Origin of the sequence: Phycicoccus sp. Soil803, assembly GCF_001429685.1 — a bacterium.
Classification (GTDB): domain Bacteria; phylum Actinomycetota; class Actinomycetes; order Actinomycetales; family Dermatophilaceae; genus Pedococcus.
In genome coordinates, this window is sequence record NZ_LMST01000001.1 from 1035567 (window position 1) to 1051465 (window position 15899).

The following is a 15899-nucleotide window of genomic DNA, read 5'->3' on the forward strand; positions in this document are numbered from 1 at the left end:
ACCGCCTCAGCGGTGTGGCTGGAGACGAGCCGGGGGGTGGGTCTCCAGCCACACCACCCAGACAACGACGCTGGTGAGCGGGGGTTACGGCGCCCCTGAAACATTTCTCCCGGTGGCCCCCGACGCCGCACCGGGCTGGTCGCGCCAGGAGGCCCACAACGCGGCATACGGGCCGTCGGCGGCGACCAGCTCGTCGTGCGTGCCGATCTCGGTCACCACGCCGTCCTCGACCACTGCCACCCGGTCGGCGTCGTGCGCGGTGTGCAGCCGGTGGGCGATCGCGACCACGGTGCGCCCCTCGACCACGGCGGCGAGCGAGCGCTCGAGGTGCCGCGCGGCGCGGGGGTCGAGCAGCGAGGTGGCCTCGTCGAGGACGAGCGTGTGTGGGTCGGCGAGCACCAACCGGGCGAGCGCGACCTGCTGCGACTGCGCCTCGCTGAGGGTGTGGCCACCACTGCCCACCTGGGTGTCGAGGCCGTCGGGCAGCCCGGCGACCCACTCGTGGGCGTCGACCGCCCGCAGGGCGTCGTCGAGCTCGTCGCGCGACGCACCCGGTCGGGCGAGCAGCAGGTTGTCGGCCAGCGTGCCGACGAAGACGTGGTGCTCCTGGGTCACCAGGGCCACCTCTCCGCGCAGCCGGCTGAGGGTGAGGTCGACCAGCGGCACGCCTCCGACCTCGACGCTGCCCTCGCGAGGGCCGTCGATGCCGGCCATCAGGCGGCCGAGCGTGGACTTGCCCGCGCCGGACGGGCCGACGATGGCGAGCCGTTCGCCGGGTCGCAGGTCGAGCGAGACGCCGCGCAGGACGTCGTGCCCGGGGCGGTAGGCGTAGCGCACGTCGTCGACCGCCAGGTCGGAACCGTCCGGCTCCTCCCCGGTCGCGACACGGTCGGGCGGCACGTCGCCCACCCCGATGACGCGCGCCAGGGAGGTCGCGCCGACCTGGATCTCGTCGAGCCAGCCGAGCACCTCGTCGAGCGGGTTGGTCATCTGGTGGATGTAGAGGGTGACGGCGGTGGCCGCCCCGGCGCTGATGTGGCCGTTGATCGCCAGCCAGCCGCCCCAGAGCACCGCGCCGGCCGTCGGCACGTAGTAGCCGAAGACCACCGCCGGGAACCAGTGCAGCCGCAGGTTGAGGGTGTAGCGCTCGGCTTGGAAGCACTCGCGCAGGGCGTCGTGGAACCGGGTCCGCCGCGCGTCGCCGAGCGAGAGGGCGTCGATCGTGCGCGCCCCGTCGACGGTCTCGGCGACGACGCCGTTGAGCTGGGCGTAGGTCGCGCGTTCCCAGAGGTAGCCGTCGGACGCGTGCCGCAGGTAGCGCCTCGTCGAGAACCAGTAGAACGGCACTCCGAGCAGGATCGGCAGGGTGGCCAGCGGCGAGGTGAACAGCGCCGCCACGGTCGTCATCAGCACCGTCATCGACGCGACGAACAGCGACGGGATGCCGAACCGCACCACGTGCGACAGGGCCTCGACGTCGTTGGTGGTGCGGGCCACGAGGTCACCCGTGCCGGCTCGCTCGACCGTCGACAGCGGCAGGTTGACCGCGCGGCCGACGAACTGCTCCCGCAGCTCGGCGAACACGGTCTCCCCGAGGATGAACGACCACCGTCGCGCAGCCCAGGTCAGCGCCGTCTGCGCGACGACGGCCACGGCCAGGCCGATCGCGATCTTGTCGACGGTGCCGGTGTCTCCGCGGTGGCCGCTGACGACGTCGACGAGCCGGCCGACCAGCCACGGGGCGGCCAGCGCCGCGAGCGCCGCCAGCGCGTGCAGCCCCAGCACCCGCGCCACGAGGCCGCGGTGCTCGCGCACGAGCCCGCGGGTGTGCTGCCAGACCCCAGCCATGTCGGCGATCGGCAGGGTGCGACGGGCGTGGTCGGTGATCACTGGTCGTCCTCCTCTCCGCGGATCACGATGTGTCGGTATGCCGGGTGGTCCAGCAGCTCGCGGTGCGTGCCCGTGAGCGTGACCAGCCCGTCCTCGAGCACCACGACCTCGTCGGCCTGGCCGAGCAGCAGCGGGCTGACTGTCGTGACCACGGTCGTGCGGCCGCGGCGGTGCTCGGCGAGCCGGCCGGCGATGCGGGCCTCGGTGTGGGCGTCCACCGCGCTGGTCGGCTCGACCAGGACGAGCACGGGGGCTTCGGTGAGCAGCGCCCGCGACAGGGCGAGGCGCTGGCGCTGACCGCCCGAGTAGGACCGTCCGCGCTCCTCGACCGTGCCGTCGAGGCCGTCGGCGACGGCGTCGAGGACGTCGAGGGCGCTCGCGGTGGTCAGCGCGGCCAGCACCTCGCGGTCGGCGTGGCCACCTCCGGTGCCGTCGGCCGATGGGCGCCCGTTGGCGTGGCCGCTGAGCTGCTCGCGCAGCACCCCGGTGAACAGTCGCGGGTCGGGCTCGCTGACCACGACGTGCCGGCGGACGTCGGCGATCGACAGGTCGTCGAGTCGCACTCCACCCCAGGTGGTCTGGTGCGGGCCGGGTCCGTGTCGACCCAGTCGGTCGGCCACGGCGGACGACTCCTCGGGCCGCGCCGACACGATGGCCGTCAGGAGGCCGCCGCGGATCACCGTGCCGGACAACGGGTCGACCAGGTCGGCGTCGGCGGGCGGCACGGGGACGGTGCTCGGCCTGGCGGCGTCGTGGTCGGGCTGGACTGCCATGACGCGGAGCATCTTGCCCGCCGCGATCTGCGCCCGGATGCCCCGGTCGACGACCTCGATCGCGGTCTGCAGCGGCATGGTGAGGAACGCCGTGTAGCCGTAGAAGGCCACCAGCTGACCGGCGGTGATGTCACCGGTCACCGCCTCGCGCGCGCCGAGCCAGGTCACCAGGACCACGAAGATGCCGGGGATGAGCACCTCGGCGGAGTCCAGCGCCGCCTGGATGCCGGCCACCTGAAACCCGCGTTCGCGGACCCTGGCCGACTGCTGCTCGTAGCGGCGCAGGAAGGTCTGCTCCCCGCCGATGCCGCGCAGCACGCGCAGCCCCGCGACCGTGTCGGCCCCGAGCGTGGTCAGGCGCCCGGCCTCCTCGCGCTGCCTCGCCTGGCGGCGCTGGAGCGGCCGCACGATGAGGCTCAGGCTGGCCAGCATGACCGGGCCACCGAGCAGCACGAGCCACCCGAGGGCCGGCGACGCGGCGAGCAGGATGGCGCCGACGACCGCGTAGCTCACGACGGCGCCGGAGAACCGGCCCATCACGTCGTACAGGCCGCCGAGCCGCATCACGTCGTTGGCGAAGACGGCGACGACCTCGCCCGACGGCATGGTGCGCGTCAGTGCCGGCCCGGCGCGCTCGGCTCCCTGGGCGGTGAGCTGTGCGCCGCGGTAGGAGGCGAACAGCCAGTTGTAGACGGCGAAGTAGTGCCGGATGGCAGCCGTGACCGCGCAGATCGCACCCAGCCCGATCAGCACCAGGGCCCAGCGGACCAGGCCACCCAGGTCGCCGGGGACGATGCCGTCGTCGACGCCCTTGCCCACGGCGGCCGGCACGAGCGCGATCGCCAGCATCCATGCCATCCCCGCGAGCATCCCGAGCACCTGGGTGCGCCACTGCTGCCGACCGACCCAGAGCATGAACCGGGTGGTGCTACGGGTGTCGGGTCGGCCGGGGTCGGGGAACGGGATCGTCTGCATCAGGATCCCCACCGTATGCCGCGGCGACGACACCCCGACACCGATTTTCCGCCCGCCCGGTGAGCCTTCCGAGTGGCCGCGAGCACGCGGCATACCGTGACGAGCGGAAGGGGTGAGTGGGGATGGTGGTGCGCAAGGAAGCCGTCTACGTGCGCCGCAGGCGCGTTGCGCTCCTCGTCGTCGTGGCCTTCGTCGCGCTCAGCGTCCTCGGGGTCAGCCGGCTGGTCGGCTTCCTCTCCGGCGGCACCGCGGAGGCCGCCGCTCCCCAGCCCGTTGCCACCAAGCCGGTGGCTCCCGAGCCCACCATCCCCGTGCCCACGCCCCACCCGGTCGAGCCCCAGGGCGCCGCCGGACCGTCGGCCAAGACGGCCATGGTGCGGGTGCTGCGCCTGAGTGGCGACCTGACGCCGAAGTCGGTGGTGGCGTCGAAGCAAGGCCTCGTCTTCGCCCAGAACATGATGTACCGGCACACCATCACGGCCTTCCGGGCCGACGGCGCGCGGCTCAGGACCATCGACGACTCCGTCGACCTCGCGAAGTTCCGCGTCAAGGGCCACGAGGGCCCGGCGAAGGGGTCGCCCGTCGAGGCCGCCTTCACCCCGGGTGGGCGCTACGCGTGGGTGTCCAACTACTCGATGTCCGGCAAGGGCTACGGCTCCGAGGGGCTCGACACGTGCACCAAGGGCGACGGCACGTCGCCCAGCACGGTCTACCGGGTCGACACGCGCACCTTCGCCATCGACAAGGTGGTGGCGGTCGGGTCGGTGCCCAAGTACGTCGCGCTGACGCCCGACGGGAAGACGGTGCTCGTCACCAACTGGTGCTCGTGGGACCTGTCCCTGATCAGCGCCTCAACCGGCAAGGAGGCGGCCCGGATCCCCTTGGGGGGCAAGTACCCTCGCGGCATCGCGGTCTCTCCCGACAGCCGCACCGCCTACATCGCGCTGATGGGTTCGGACCGGGTGGTCCGGGTCGACCTGGCCGCCCGGACGGTGCACCCCTACGCGCAGACCGGCGACGGCCCGCGGCACATCGTCGAGAGCCCGGACGGCAAGTACCTCTACGTCACCAACAACGGCGACGGCACCGTCAGCAAGCTCGACCGCCGCAGCGGCAAGGTCATCAAGTGGGTGCACACCGGCAAGGAGCCGCGCTCGATGGCGATCTCGCCTGACGGCGCCGCGATCTACTCGGTGAACTACGAGTCCTCGACGGTCACCAAGCTGCGCACCTCGGACCTCGCGGTCGTCGACGAGGTCAAGACCGACTACCACCCGATCGGCATCACCTACGAGCCGACCAGGAAGATGGTGTGGGTCGCCTGTTACGGCGGCAGCATCCTCGTCTTCGACGACTCGAGGCTTCCCGTAGCCTGACCCGGTGCTGCGAACCGCCCTGAAGCCTCGCTGGCTGGGCCTGTTCGCCCTGCTGCTCGCGATCATGGCGGCCTGCGCGCAGCTCGGGCTGTGGCAGCTGCACGTCGCGCAGGACAAGGGCCTCGCCGATGCGCTGCGCCAGGCGCACGAGGCGCGTCCCGCGCTGCTCGACACGGTCATCCGACCGCACCAGGCGTTCCCGAACCCGCAGTCCAACCGGGCCGTCACCGCCATCGGCACGTATGCCGCGTCGGACCAGTTCCTCGTCGGGCCGCGCCGCCTCGGCGGGGCCACCGGCTACTGGGTCGTCACGCCGCTGGACGTGACGGAGACGGGCGCGCGGCTCGCCGTCGTCCGCGGCTTCGTCACCGACACCACGACTCCCATCGACCCGCCCCCCGGGGTGGTGTCGGTGGACGGCACGCTCGCGCCGGGAGAGGCGCCGGCCGACCCGCCGGCCGGTCTGCCCGCCTGGCCGCAGCAGGCTCGTGGCTCGATCGACTTCTCGCTGCTGGTCAACGAGTGGCCGGGAGAGCTGTACAACGCGTTCGTCTTCGCGCAGGGGGAGAAGACCGGTGCGGGGGTCGGGATCCCCGCACCGGACGGGGTGACGAGGGTGCCGCCGCCCGAGGTGACGGGCGGGCTGAAGTGGCGCAACGCGGCATACGCACTGCAGTGGTGGATCTTCGGCGGCTTTGCCGCGTTCATGTGGTTCAGGATGGTGCGAGAGGATGCCCAGCGTGACTGAGACCGGTGTGAGTGAGATCAAGGACGTCGACGCGGCCCGCAAGGCGCTCGGCTTCTTCAAGGTGATGGCGTTCGTCGTCGGCGTGGGGCTGTTGATCCTCGTGGCGGAGATGGTGCTGCGCTACGGGTTCGACAACCACGTGCTGGACTGGTGGCCGCAGCCGCACGGGTTCATCTACATCGTCTACCTGGTGGCCACCGCCAACCTCGGGTTCAAGGTGGGCTGGCCGCTCGGGAAGATGGTGCTGGTCATGCTGGCGGGGGTCGTGCCGTTCCTGTCCTTCTGGGCCGAGCGCAGGGTCGCGAGTGAGACCGAGGCGCGGCTGGCTGGGCCGCGCCGGTAGCCTGTGCGCGTGAGCGACCCCGCAGCCGCCGACGTGGTGACCCAGGCCCAGGACGACGATCGGGTGGAGGCCCCCGACGCCGAGCGTTCGGACGAGCCGGCCACCCCTCTCCAGGCTCGGCCGGTGCTGGTCGTCGACTTCGGGGCGCAGTACGCGCAGCTCATCGCGCGACGCGTGCGTGAGGCGAAGATCTACAGCGAGGTCGTGCCGCACACGATGTCGGTGGCCGAGATGCTCGAGAAGGACCCGGCCGCGATCGTGCTCTCCGGTGGCCCGTCGTCGGTCTACGAGGAGGGGGCGCCCTCGTTGGACCCCGCCGTCCTGGAGGCGGGCGTGCCCGTGTTCGGGATGTGTTACGGCTTCCAGGCGATGTCGCAGGCGCTCGGTGGCACCGTCGCCCACACCGGGCTCGGTGAGTACGGCGCGACGCCGGCCACCGTCTCCGACACCGAGTCGACGCTCTTCAACGGACAGCCCACCGACCAGTCGGTCTGGATGAGCCACGGCGACTCGGTCACCGAGGCACCCGCGGGCATGACGGTCACGGCGGCCACGGCCGGTGCGCCCGTCGCAGCGATCGAGGACGACGAGCGCCGTCTCTACGGCGTGCAGTGGCATCCGGAGGTGATGCACTCGACCTTCGGGCAGCGGGTGCTGGAGAACTTCCTCTACCGCGGGGCGAGGCTGGAGCCCGACTGGACGGCCGCCAACGTGGTCGACGAGCTGGTCGACGCGATCCGCGAGAAGGTCGGCGACTCGCGGGTGCTGTGCGCCCTGTCCGGTGGCGTCGACTCGTCCGTCGCGGCGGCGCTCGTGCAGAAGGCCGTCGGCGACCAGCTGACCTGTGTCTTCGTCGACCACGGCCTGCTGCGCGCGGGGGAGGCAGAGCAGGTCGAGAAGGAGTTCGTGGCGGCGACCGGGGTGGACCTGGTGGTGGTCGACGCGCGCGAGCGGTTCCTGTCCGCGCTGGAAGGCGTCTCGGACCCCGAGGAGAAGCGCAAGATCATCGGGCGCGAGTTCATCCGCGTCTTCGAGCAGGCCGCCCGCGACGTCGTCGGGTCCCGCGGCGACTCCGACCACCCCGTCGAGTTCCTCGTACAGGGCACGCTCTACCCCGACGTCGTCGAGTCGGGTGGTGGCACCGGGGCGGCCAACATCAAGTCGCACCACAACGTGGGCGGGCTCCCCGAGGACCTCCAGTTCAAGCTGGTCGAGCCGCTGCGCTCGCTCTTCAAGGACGAGGTGCGTCAGGTCGGGCTCGAGCTGGGTGTGCCCGAGGCGATCGTGTGGCGCCAGCCGTTCCCGGGCCCCGGGCTCGGCATCCGCATCGTCGGCTCGGTGACGGCCGAACGGCTGGAGATCCTCCGGGCCGCTGACGCCATCGCGCGGCACGAGCTCTCGGCTGCTGGCCTCGACCGCGCCATCTGGCAGTGCCCGGTCGTGCTGCTCGCCGACGTGCGTTCGGTGGGCGTCCAGGGTGACGGGCGCACCTACGGTCACCCTGTCGTGCTGCGCCCGGTGTCGTCCGAGGACGCGATGACGGCCGACTGGACCCGCGTGCCCTACGACGTGCTCGCCAAGATCTCGACGCGCATCACCAACGAGGTGCGTGAGGTCAACCGGGTCGTGCTCGACGTGACCAGCAAGCCGCCAGGCACCATCGAGTGGGAGTAGTGCGTGCGGCCAGGTAGGGCGCGCGGCCTCAGCACGGCCAGCGTCAACGACGCCGTGAGCCGGGCGGTGATGCGCTACGTCCTCATCGGGCCGCCCTTGAAGCTGCTCACCGGGCTGCATGTCGAGGGCCGTGAGAACGTGCCGCGCGAGGGCTCGCTCATCGTGGCGTCGAACCACCTCTCGTTCATCGACTCGATCGTCATTCCCCTGGCCTGCGGGCGGCAGGTGCACTTCCTCGGCAAGGCCGAGTACTTCCAGGGCTCGGGCCTTCGTGGGGCTGCCGTGCGCTGGTTCCACTCGACGGCCGGCACCATCCCGGTGGACCGTTCCGACCCGCGGGCTGCGGCTGCGTCGCTGGAGCTGTCGGAGGACGTGCTGCGCCAGGGGGAGGCGTTCGGCGTCTACCCCGAGGGCACCAGGTCACCCGACGGGCGGCTGCACCGCGGCCGCACGGGCGTGGCCCGCATGGCGCTCTCCACCGGAGCCACCTTGTTGCCGTGTGCCGTGATCGGCACCGACCACGTGCAGCCCTCTGGTTCCAACGGTTTCCGCCCCGCGAAGGTCACCGTCAAGTTCGGTGTGCCGGTCGACGTCGCCGGTCTCTCGGCTCGCTTCCAGAAGGCTGCTCTGTTGCGGGCGATCACGGACGCGACGATGGACGCGATCGGTGAGCTGTCGGGGCAGGAGCGGTCAGGTCTCTATGCATCGGACGTGAAAGCCGCCATGCAGGCAGGCAAACCCACCGCCTGACGTCCCGGTGGCGGCCGGCTCGGTCTGACCTTGGTTCGCAGCGTCAACCTCCACGGCTCGTTGGGTCTGTTAATGGATAGACCGTGCCACCGCCGCGCACGGCACCTGGAGGAAGCCATGACCCGCTCGTCCATCTGCAGGTGGTGCGCCGGCACGGCTTCCTGCAACCTGAGTCGAGGTGTCCCAGTCACGCTCGGGGGATGCGATGCAGACTGATGACCGACGGGACTACGAGCTGGTGTTCCGGGGCAGCTTCGCCTCGATCACGCGCACCGTCTACCTGATCGTCCACGACCGGGGTGCGGCGGAAGAGCTCACCCAGGACGCCTTCGTCAAGCTCCTCGCGAAGTGGGGGTCCATCGCGGCATACGACCGTCCCGAGGCATGGGTGCGCAAGGTGGCCATCCGGATGGCGGTTCGCCACGTCGGTCGCGAGGCGCGCCGACCGGTCAAGGAGGCCACTGCCCAGTCGTTTCCGCGGACAGCCGCGTTCCCCGACCACGATGTCGCTCTGGCGGTCCAGCAGCTTGCGCCCATGCAGCGCGCCGTGGTGGTGCTGCACTACTTCGAGGACCGGCCGGTCCTGGAGATCGCCCGGACCCTGCAGGTGTCGGAGTCGACCGTCAAGCAGCACCTGTTCCGCGCCCGCGCGCGGCTAGCCCAAACCCTCGGAGAGGAGGTCGGGTCCGATGCCCGTTGACGACCGCCTTCGAGTGGGCCTGACCGCCAATGCCGCAGCCCTTCGCGAACCAGATGTGGAGCTCCTGCTCGGCCAAGCTTTCGCCGCGCACCGCCGCCGACAGGCGCGCCGCTGGGCCGGCGTCGCCGGAGTGGCAGCAGCCGCGTGCGCCGCGCTGGTGGTCACCCTGATGGGGCAGACGGCGCCGAAGCCGGTGCCCGCCCCGCCAGTCGGCCCGACACCGGCAACCCTTCACGACCGGTATGCCGGCCTGGTCGCGCCCTTCGCCGAGGCGCCGCACGTATCCGGTCGATGGGTGCTCGTTCGCGGCGCCGACGGCAAGCTCGTCGCCAATCCTCCCAACAGGTACGGCACGGGGGACCCTGTGGTGGCCGGGCGGATCGGCCGTGGAGGGGTGTTCGGAACGGACATGTTCCACCAGGACAACCTCATCTGCGACTCGCCCGGTGGTAAGTACCGGATCGCCGATCGTGGTGACCAGCTCGTCTTCGAGTCGGTCGACGACTTCTGTGTGTCACGAGTCCAGTTCTTCACCAAGACGACGTGGATATCCACGAGTGTCACCGCCTACACCGGTCCGCGCATCCCGGATGGGCGATGGGCTCGGGACGTCACCGTGGGGCAGTTGAACGACGTGCGCTTCTGGCCCGACGCAGCATGGAAGACATCCAACGGCTTCTCCGACGGCACCGGGCGCATCGTCATCGAGTTCGCCGGGAGCCGGTGGTTCATCCTCTTCGAGAACGACCAGGGCGGGCTCGAGATCCGCGACCAAGGAACGGTGAGGTACGACGCCCTCGGACGGTGGGTGCAGAACGGCAGCACGGCGGTCGAATGGTCGATCCGGGGTGAAACCCTCACAACGCGCAACGCCGTCCCGGTGGAAGGACTCCACCCCCTGCCGGCCCGCGATGCCGATCGAGGGGTGCTCGAGGGGAGCTGGAGACGGGTCCGCTGACTCGCACCACGCGCGCATCCGTCGCAGGAACTGACCACCGGATACCGTGATCGCGGGACGCGACAGGCCGTCCTTCGTATGCTGCCGGGGTGGCGAACCCCACTCTGAAGGCGAGGCCTGAGCTCGTCTCCGACGGTTGGCGCAAACGTGCCGGTGCCTTCTACACCCGCCCGCTCGCTCCGGGCGTTGCCGGGCTCCTGGGGTTGGCACCCAACCGTGGTCTGCCGTACCAGTGGCGGCTCCAGCCTTTCGTAGGCGTCATCCATGAGCGGGTCAACCAGGTGGCGGGGGCGCTGACCGACGCGACGGCCAAGAGCCCGTACCCACAGGCGACCATTCGTCAAAGCCTGGTCGGCCTGCTCGACGGGATGGACGCACAGGACCGGGAGCGCTGGGTGGTCGCCACGGAAGCCCCCGACGGCAACGAACGGGTGTTCCGCGACGTCGCAGCGGCCGTGCGTGACAACGGACTTAGTTGGATGGAGGAGCGCACCAGTCTCGACGCGGTCGTCCGCGAGCTGCGGGCAGGGAACGGCCCGGTGAGACTCACGCCCTACCTCACGGCGGCGTTGTGGCTGCAGGGCGAGGTCGTGGCCGCGGAGGAGCGTCTGACCGAGATCGCCGCACAGTTCGGTGGTCCGGCTCTGCAGGTCCCGGAACCGGTGCGTGATCTGCGGGTGGCCAGCTTCGCGTCGTCGTCGCCGCCGGAGGGCTGGCCGCGCCACGCTTTTGATGCCTTCGCGGCAAGGCTGCGCGAGGGCATGCAGCGGTACCCACAATGTCCACCAGAGCGCTGGCAGCCTCGGACGGGGTGACGGCAGCTCGGTGAGGCCAACCTGCGGACGCCGTGGTGCGGTCAGGGCACGGCTCGCCAGATGCTGGGCGCTGTCCCGTGGTCACGCTTGAAGGCGCGGCTGAAGGCCTCTTCGGACTCGTACCCGACCCGCGGGGCGATCGCGGCGACTGGCAACGTCGTCGTGCGGAGGAGGTCCTCAGCCACGTGCATCCGCCAGCCGGTGAGGTAGCGGATCGGCGCCAGTCCGAGCGCCGCACGGAATCGTTCGTCGAGGACGCTCGACGACGTGGTCGCCGCGCGGGCGAGGTCGGCCAGGGTCCACTTGCGACCGGGGTCGCGGTGCATGGCGGCGAGGGCCGGTGCGACCACGGGGTCGCGCAGGGCGGCCACCCAGCCGGTGTCCGTCGCCGGCGCATTGGCCAGGTGCAGCTTGAGCACCTCGCGAAGCAGGAGCTGCGGGATGTCGGTCGGCGCCGCGATGCGGTCTGCGGCGACCTGGCTCGTCTGCTGGAGGACCAAGTCGCTGCTGGCCTTGACCCACGAACGGACCGGTCCCTCCGGCGGCGTGACGACGAACACCGGCGGGAAGACGCCGAGGCCACGGTCGAACAACCGGTCGTCGCACGCCAGGAAGCCACACACGAGCTCGCTGCGCGCACCTCCGAGGCCATGGACGATGTGCGGCAAGGCATTCCACGGCGGCGGGTCAATGAGCTGCATCACGGGGACGATCTCAGCCGTCTCGTGTCCGCCCATCCGGTGCTGGTCGTTGTAGGGCAGCACGATCACGTCGCCCTCGTGCGCCCAGACCATGTGGGACCCGGCCTCGATCCAGCAGCTGCCGGAGACCACGACGTGGAAGATCACGATCTGCGCCGCGTCGGGGGCCAACACAGCGGCCAGGTCCTGTGACGCCAACGACTCGTAGGCCCACGCCTCGGTGTACTCGCTGTGTAGGAAGATCGCACCCGACAGCTTGATCCGTGCCAGGGCATCCGAGAGGGCGGTGGATCGATCAGCTCCTGCGGCTTCCCGGTCATGGTGGGGCCCACCGCTCGTCATGAGACTGAGTCTGTCAGCAGGAAGCACATGGAGTCAGGAGACAGCGATGACGAACAACCCGGATGTGGGGGCGCTGAGGTCCCGGGCCGATCGGTTCAACGCGACCGGGTTCTCGCAGTGGGTCAACGGGCCGAGTGGCCGGGCGTTCCGGCTCGCCGCCGGCGTGGCCTGGCTCTGCTTCGCCTGGGTCGCCCGCGACCACTGGTGGGGGATTGCGGCAGGGGCCTGGGGCCTCTTCCCCCTCACGGCAGGCCTCTTCGACATCTGCTGGATCAGTGCGTCCCTCGGCGGCCCGCTGCAGGGAAGCACCATCCGCGCAGGGCAAGCGGCGATGCGATCAAGGCCAGCAGCACGGGCCTCGTGACCGCTGTGGGGCTCCTTCAGGTGTCCGACGGCCGGCTCCACCGCCACTCCCACACCGCGCCGACCTCAGGATCCTCTTGGTCGGCGATGTGCTGGAAGCCGCGCGACGCGAGGACGCCGGTTGACGGGTTTGGTCCTGGCAGGGTGTGTGCTGTGACGTGATCGACCTCACCGGTGGACACGGCCGACTCGACCAGTGCCCGCGCGGCGGCCACGCCGAACCCCTGGCCCCGGAACTCGGGGGCCACCTCGTAGCCGATCTCGACGGTGCGCTCGACGGGTGGGGCGGCGAACCCACCTGAGCCGACGAGCTGCCCGGTCGCCTGGTCGACGAAGAACTGCATCGACCACGGGCGCTCCGCCTCCGACGCGTTCTGCAGATGCGTCAACGTGAAGTCGATGGACTCGGGGAACTCGGGCCACCCCTCTGGTGCCGGCGAGCCGATCAGCTCCTCGAACCGCGTCGGGTCGTCGTTTCGCGCGTTGAGCGCGTCCAGCAACGGCACGGTGGCCGGGACGAGCCTGACCCGGTTCAAGCGCTCGAGCCTCAACGTCGCCCCTTCCTGCCGGACCATCAAGCGGACGTGGTCGTGGCACTGATCCTCTCGGCAGCACGCTAGCCCTCTCGAAGGCAGCACCCACCAGCTCGACCTCGGGTGGGTGCTGCGGAAGTGCTGCGAAAGCCGATCAGACCGCCTGTGAAAGGGCGCTGGCGATCACCGCCGCCGTCTGTTGCGGCGCCTCGTCAGGGAGGAGGAACACCGCACCCGGGATCGTCACGAGCGTCACCTGGGCAGCCGTCTGGAGAGTGGCACGCTCGGCCTCGGTGAGGCCGCCATCCCCCTTCTCGGCGTGGACCACCCAGACCGGTGTGCCGGACGCAGCCAGCCGGGTGGCGTAGTCGGCGTCCGCGGCGATGTAGTCGAGGTAGTCGCCGCTGACGCGGACCGAGTCCCGTGCCTTGTTCTGTCTGAGGTCCGCGACCAGCTCGCGCTTGTGCGGTTCGGGCAGCTTGGCGGACCGGACCATCAGGGGCAGGAGGCGCAGCAATGTGGCCATCGGCCACGGGCCCACCTTCTGCGAGGCCCGCACGACGGCGCGGAAGAACCACGCTTCGTCCTCGGGGGTCAGGCTGATCCCGAGCAGCACCACCGGCCCGCGGAAGTGACCGGACAGAAGCGCCTCCAGCGCCACGGTGGCGCCGTGGGAGAACCCCACGAGCACGTCGCAGCGGTGCACCGTAGCCAGCTCGCCGACCCGACGGGCCATGGCGGGGACGGACCCGTCCTCGCCCAGCGGCGCACCGGCCATGCCAGGCAGGGTCGTGGCGATCAGGCGCACCCCGGACAGGACCGGCTCGGCCATCACGAGGTCGAACGAGCGGGCTGCGTTGGCTCCGCCCGGGAGGAGCAGGACGGACCGGTCCGCATCCTCCGGTCCCGAGGTCAGGAGCTCCCAGGCTTTCCTCATGGCACTCTCCGCAACGACGGATCCCTCATCCCTGACGGTAGGCCGCGGAGGCTGGGTGCGGAAGGGGTGTGCGCGATGGCAGGCACACGCAGAGTGGCTCCACCGGCTACTTGCCAAATTGGAAAGTAGCGGGCATGCCTTCCAACATGGAAAGTATGCCGCTGCCCCAGCGCCCGGACGACCCGCTGTCCGCCCTCGCGGCGGCAGACCGCGCCCGTGACCGGCTGGCCACCAGCCTCCGCTTGCCCAGCGGGCTGTTCCCCGTGTTGGCCGTCGCGATCGCGAGCCAGATGGGCGCGGCTGCCTACGGGGTTGCCGCCCAGACGACCACCGGGCTGGCGGTCGCCCTGGCCGGGGCGGCGGCCTTCCTGGGCGTTGCTGCGCTCGTCGTCGTCCGGTTCCGGCGGATCAACGGCGTCAGGGTCGACGGCCTGGCCAGCACGATCATCCTCGGCACGGGGACGCTGTCTACGCTGGTCTACCTGGGCGCCTTCGTGGCCGCGACCTGGGCCGCCTTCGAGTCGCGCTGGTGGCTCGTCGTGACCGCGGCAGCCGTGGGTGGGGCCGGCTACTCGCTGGGTGCCTGGCGTTGGTGGCGGGCCTACCGGCGCGACCCTGTCGAGCGCGCGGGCGGCGCCTCTCCTCGGGTCCTTGCCCTTCTCGCCGTGGCTGCGCTCGTGGGTTTCGCCGTGCTGGTGGTCGGCAGCTGATGCCCGAGCTCGACCAGCTGATCCACGCGCCAGCGCGGCTTCAGGCGATGACGATCCTCTCTGCGGTCTCCGAGGCCGAGTTCGCCACGCTGCGCACGGCCCTCGAGGTCAGCGACTCGGTGCTCTCCAAGCACATCTCGGCGCTGGCAGACGCCGGCTACGTGCGTGTGCGCAAGGGTGTCCTGGCGGGACGCCGCACGACGTGGATCACACTGACCTCCACTGGCCGGAAGGCGTTGCGCGACCACGTCGCGGCGCTGCGCCGGTTGATCGACCTGGTCGACTGACCTTCTGGCACCGGTTCACGTCGGGACGATGACGACCTTGCCGAGGGCGCGGCCCTCGCCGACGTGGGCCAGCGCCTCCGGCACCTCGTCGAGCGTGCAGGTGCGATCGACGTGGATCCCCACCTCACCAGCGACGCACAGCTCAGTCAGGGGCTGGAAGTGGGCCGGGCCCGGCTTCACGGCCAACACCCCCAGGCGGCGACCGGTGAGCAGGCCCGCGGTCGCTCCGATCGTGAGCACCCGCAACAGCGCTCGGACCGACCCTCCGACGCACTGGTACCGGCCACCGGGAGCGAGCGCGCGACGGTAGGCGAACACCGACCGGTGGGCGACCAGGTCCAGGATGAGGTCGTACCGGTCGGGGCCCCGGGTGAAGTCGTCACGGCGGTAGTCGATGACCTCATCGGCCCCGAGGCTTCGCAGGTAGTCCAGCTTGGCTGCGTTGTCGACGGCGGTGACGTGCGCGCCCCGGCGCTTGGCCAGCTGGATGGCGAACGATCCGGATCCGCCACCCGCGCCGTTGATGAGGACTCGGCATCCCGCCGAGGCACGGGCCGTGCCCTGGAGGGCGATCGCGCCGGCCTGCGGGATCGTCGACGCCTCGACGAAGGTCAGCTCCGTCGGCTTGCGGGCCAGGGCCGACTCGGGTGCGACCGCATACTCGGCGAACCCGCCCATGAGCTGCAGGTTGTCTCCGTAGACCTCGTCGCCCGGCCGGAACCGCGTCACGCCGGTGCCGACGGCCTCGACGAGTCCGGCGATGTCCGAGCCGAGGGTGGGGCGTCGGGGCGAGCGGAGCCCGCCCAGGCGCGCATAGAACGGTGACCCGCGCAGGCCCTCCCAGTCGCTGAGGTTGATCGATGTCGCTGCGACCTTCAGCAAGACCTGCCCACCCGCAGGGGACGGGGTGGGGACGTCCTCGACCCGCAACACGTCCGGGCCCCCGTACCGGTCGTGGACGACGGCTCTCATCTGTCCTCCGGCGCCGCGCATGCCCAGATCCTGTCAGACGGATCCCTTGACA

General features: G+C 70.9%; 17 protein-coding genes. 11 read left to right on the top strand and 6 right to left on the bottom strand.

The features are described from left to right. Nucleotides 1-84: 84 nt before the first annotated feature. Together ASG95_RS04825 and ASG95_RS04830 are read right to left on the bottom strand one after the other, a co-directional pair. On the bottom strand, nt 85-1848 hold the full coding sequence (locus ASG95_RS04825; RefSeq protein WP_056923259.1) for an ABC transporter ATP-binding protein: 1764 nt from the start codon (nt 1846-1848) through the stop codon (nt 85-87). 38 nt (nt 1849-1886) lie between these two features. Beyond that, the gene (locus ASG95_RS04830; protein ID WP_056923045.1) at nt 1887-3638 is read right to left on the bottom strand and encodes an ABC transporter ATP-binding protein; all 1752 of its coding nucleotides are present in this window, start codon (nt 3636-3638) and stop codon (nt 1887-1889) included. Between the two features lie 128 nt (nt 3639-3766). Between ASG95_RS04830 and ASG95_RS04835 the strand changes: the two genes are divergently transcribed. From ASG95_RS04835 to ASG95_RS04870, 8 genes are all read left to right on the top strand, one after another. Further along, complete coding sequence (locus ASG95_RS04835) at nt 3767-5014, top strand: YncE family protein (protein WP_162257540.1); 1248 nt, start codon at nt 3767-3769, stop codon at nt 5012-5014. 4 nt (nt 5015-5018) lie between these two features. Next, nucleotides 5019-5762, top strand: coding sequence for an SURF1 family protein (locus ASG95_RS04840; RefSeq protein ID WP_056923043.1), 744 nt, complete (start codon nt 5019-5021; stop codon nt 5760-5762). After that, the gene (locus ASG95_RS04845; protein WP_235543388.1) at nt 5755-6105 is read left to right on the top strand and encodes a DUF3817 domain-containing protein; all 351 of its coding nucleotides are present in this window, start codon (nt 5755-5757) and stop codon (nt 6103-6105) included. Before ASG95_RS04840 ends, ASG95_RS04845 begins: the two co-directional genes overlap by 8 nt. A 63-nt stretch (nt 6106-6168) precedes the next feature. Next, entirely contained in the window at nt 6169-7779 is a 1611-nt protein-coding gene (gene guaA, locus ASG95_RS04850) for a glutamine-hydrolyzing GMP synthase (RefSeq protein ID WP_304438275.1), read from the top strand. A gap of 3 nt (nt 7780-7782) precedes the next feature. Further along, the gene (locus ASG95_RS04855) at nt 7783-8529 is read left to right on the top strand and encodes a 1-acyl-sn-glycerol-3-phosphate acyltransferase (RefSeq protein WP_235543390.1); all 747 of its coding nucleotides are present in this window, start codon (nt 7783-7785) and stop codon (nt 8527-8529) included. Nucleotides 8530-8734: 205 nt separating this feature from the next. After that, nucleotides 8735-9229: an RNA polymerase sigma factor gene (locus tag ASG95_RS04860; RefSeq protein ID WP_057376745.1), complete on the top strand. Its 495-nt coding sequence runs from the start codon at nt 8735-8737 to the stop codon at nt 9227-9229. Beyond that, on the top strand, nt 9219-10187 hold the full coding sequence (locus ASG95_RS04865; RefSeq protein WP_157581734.1) for a hypothetical protein: 969 nt from the start codon (nt 9219-9221) through the stop codon (nt 10185-10187). The genes ASG95_RS04860 and ASG95_RS04865 overlap by 11 nt, the downstream gene beginning before the upstream one ends. Nucleotides 10188-10276: 89 nt before the next feature. After that, nucleotides 10277-11002 (top strand): hypothetical protein, encoded by a 726-nt coding sequence (locus ASG95_RS04870; RefSeq protein ID WP_057376747.1) that lies wholly within the window; start codon nt 10277-10279, stop codon nt 11000-11002. 41 nt (nt 11003-11043) lie between these two features. Here ASG95_RS04870 and ASG95_RS04875 read toward each other — a convergent pair whose 3' ends face one another. Continuing rightward, a complete protein-coding gene (locus ASG95_RS04875) occupies nt 11044-12045 on the bottom strand; it encodes an AraC family transcriptional regulator (protein WP_057376748.1) in 1002 nt (333 codons plus the stop codon). 46 nt (nt 12046-12091) lie between these two features. Here ASG95_RS04875 and ASG95_RS04880 point away from each other — a divergent pair, with 46 nt between their 5' ends. Further along, a complete protein-coding gene (locus ASG95_RS04880) occupies nt 12092-12409 on the top strand; it encodes a DUF2892 domain-containing protein (RefSeq protein ID WP_057376749.1) in 318 nt (105 codons plus the stop codon). Between the two features lie 16 nt (nt 12410-12425). Here the strand turns inward: ASG95_RS04880 and ASG95_RS04885 are convergent, their stop codons facing one another. Further along, the gene (locus tag ASG95_RS04885) at nt 12426-12944 is read right to left on the bottom strand and encodes a GNAT family N-acetyltransferase (protein WP_200961873.1); all 519 of its coding nucleotides are present in this window, start codon (nt 12942-12944) and stop codon (nt 12426-12428) included. Nucleotides 12945-13095: 151 nt separating this feature from the next. Next, on the bottom strand, nt 13096-13878 hold the full coding sequence (locus tag ASG95_RS04890; RefSeq protein WP_057376751.1) for an alpha/beta fold hydrolase: 783 nt from the start codon (nt 13876-13878) through the stop codon (nt 13096-13098). 134 nt (nt 13879-14012) lie between these two features. On the opposite strand from ASG95_RS04890, the gene ASG95_RS04895 reads away from it, so the two are divergent. Both ASG95_RS04895 and ASG95_RS04900 read left to right on the top strand, forming a co-directional pair. Further along, a complete protein-coding gene (locus tag ASG95_RS04895) occupies nt 14013-14588 on the top strand; it encodes a hypothetical protein (protein WP_157581736.1) in 576 nt (191 codons plus the stop codon). Then, nucleotides 14588-14875 carry a transcriptional regulator gene (locus ASG95_RS04900; protein WP_056923032.1) on the top strand — a complete coding sequence of 96 codons (288 nt, stop codon included), beginning with the start codon at nt 14588-14590 and terminating at the stop codon, nt 14873-14875. The genes ASG95_RS04895 and ASG95_RS04900 overlap by 1 nt, the downstream gene beginning before the upstream one ends. A 15-nt stretch (nt 14876-14890) precedes the next feature. On the opposite strand, the gene ASG95_RS04905 is transcribed toward ASG95_RS04900, so the two are convergent. Further along, nucleotides 14891-15868 carry an NAD(P)-dependent alcohol dehydrogenase gene (locus ASG95_RS04905; protein ID WP_235543392.1) on the bottom strand — a complete coding sequence of 326 codons (978 nt, stop codon included), beginning with the start codon at nt 15866-15868 and terminating at the stop codon, nt 14891-14893. Between the last annotated feature and the right edge of the window lie 31 nt (nt 15869-15899).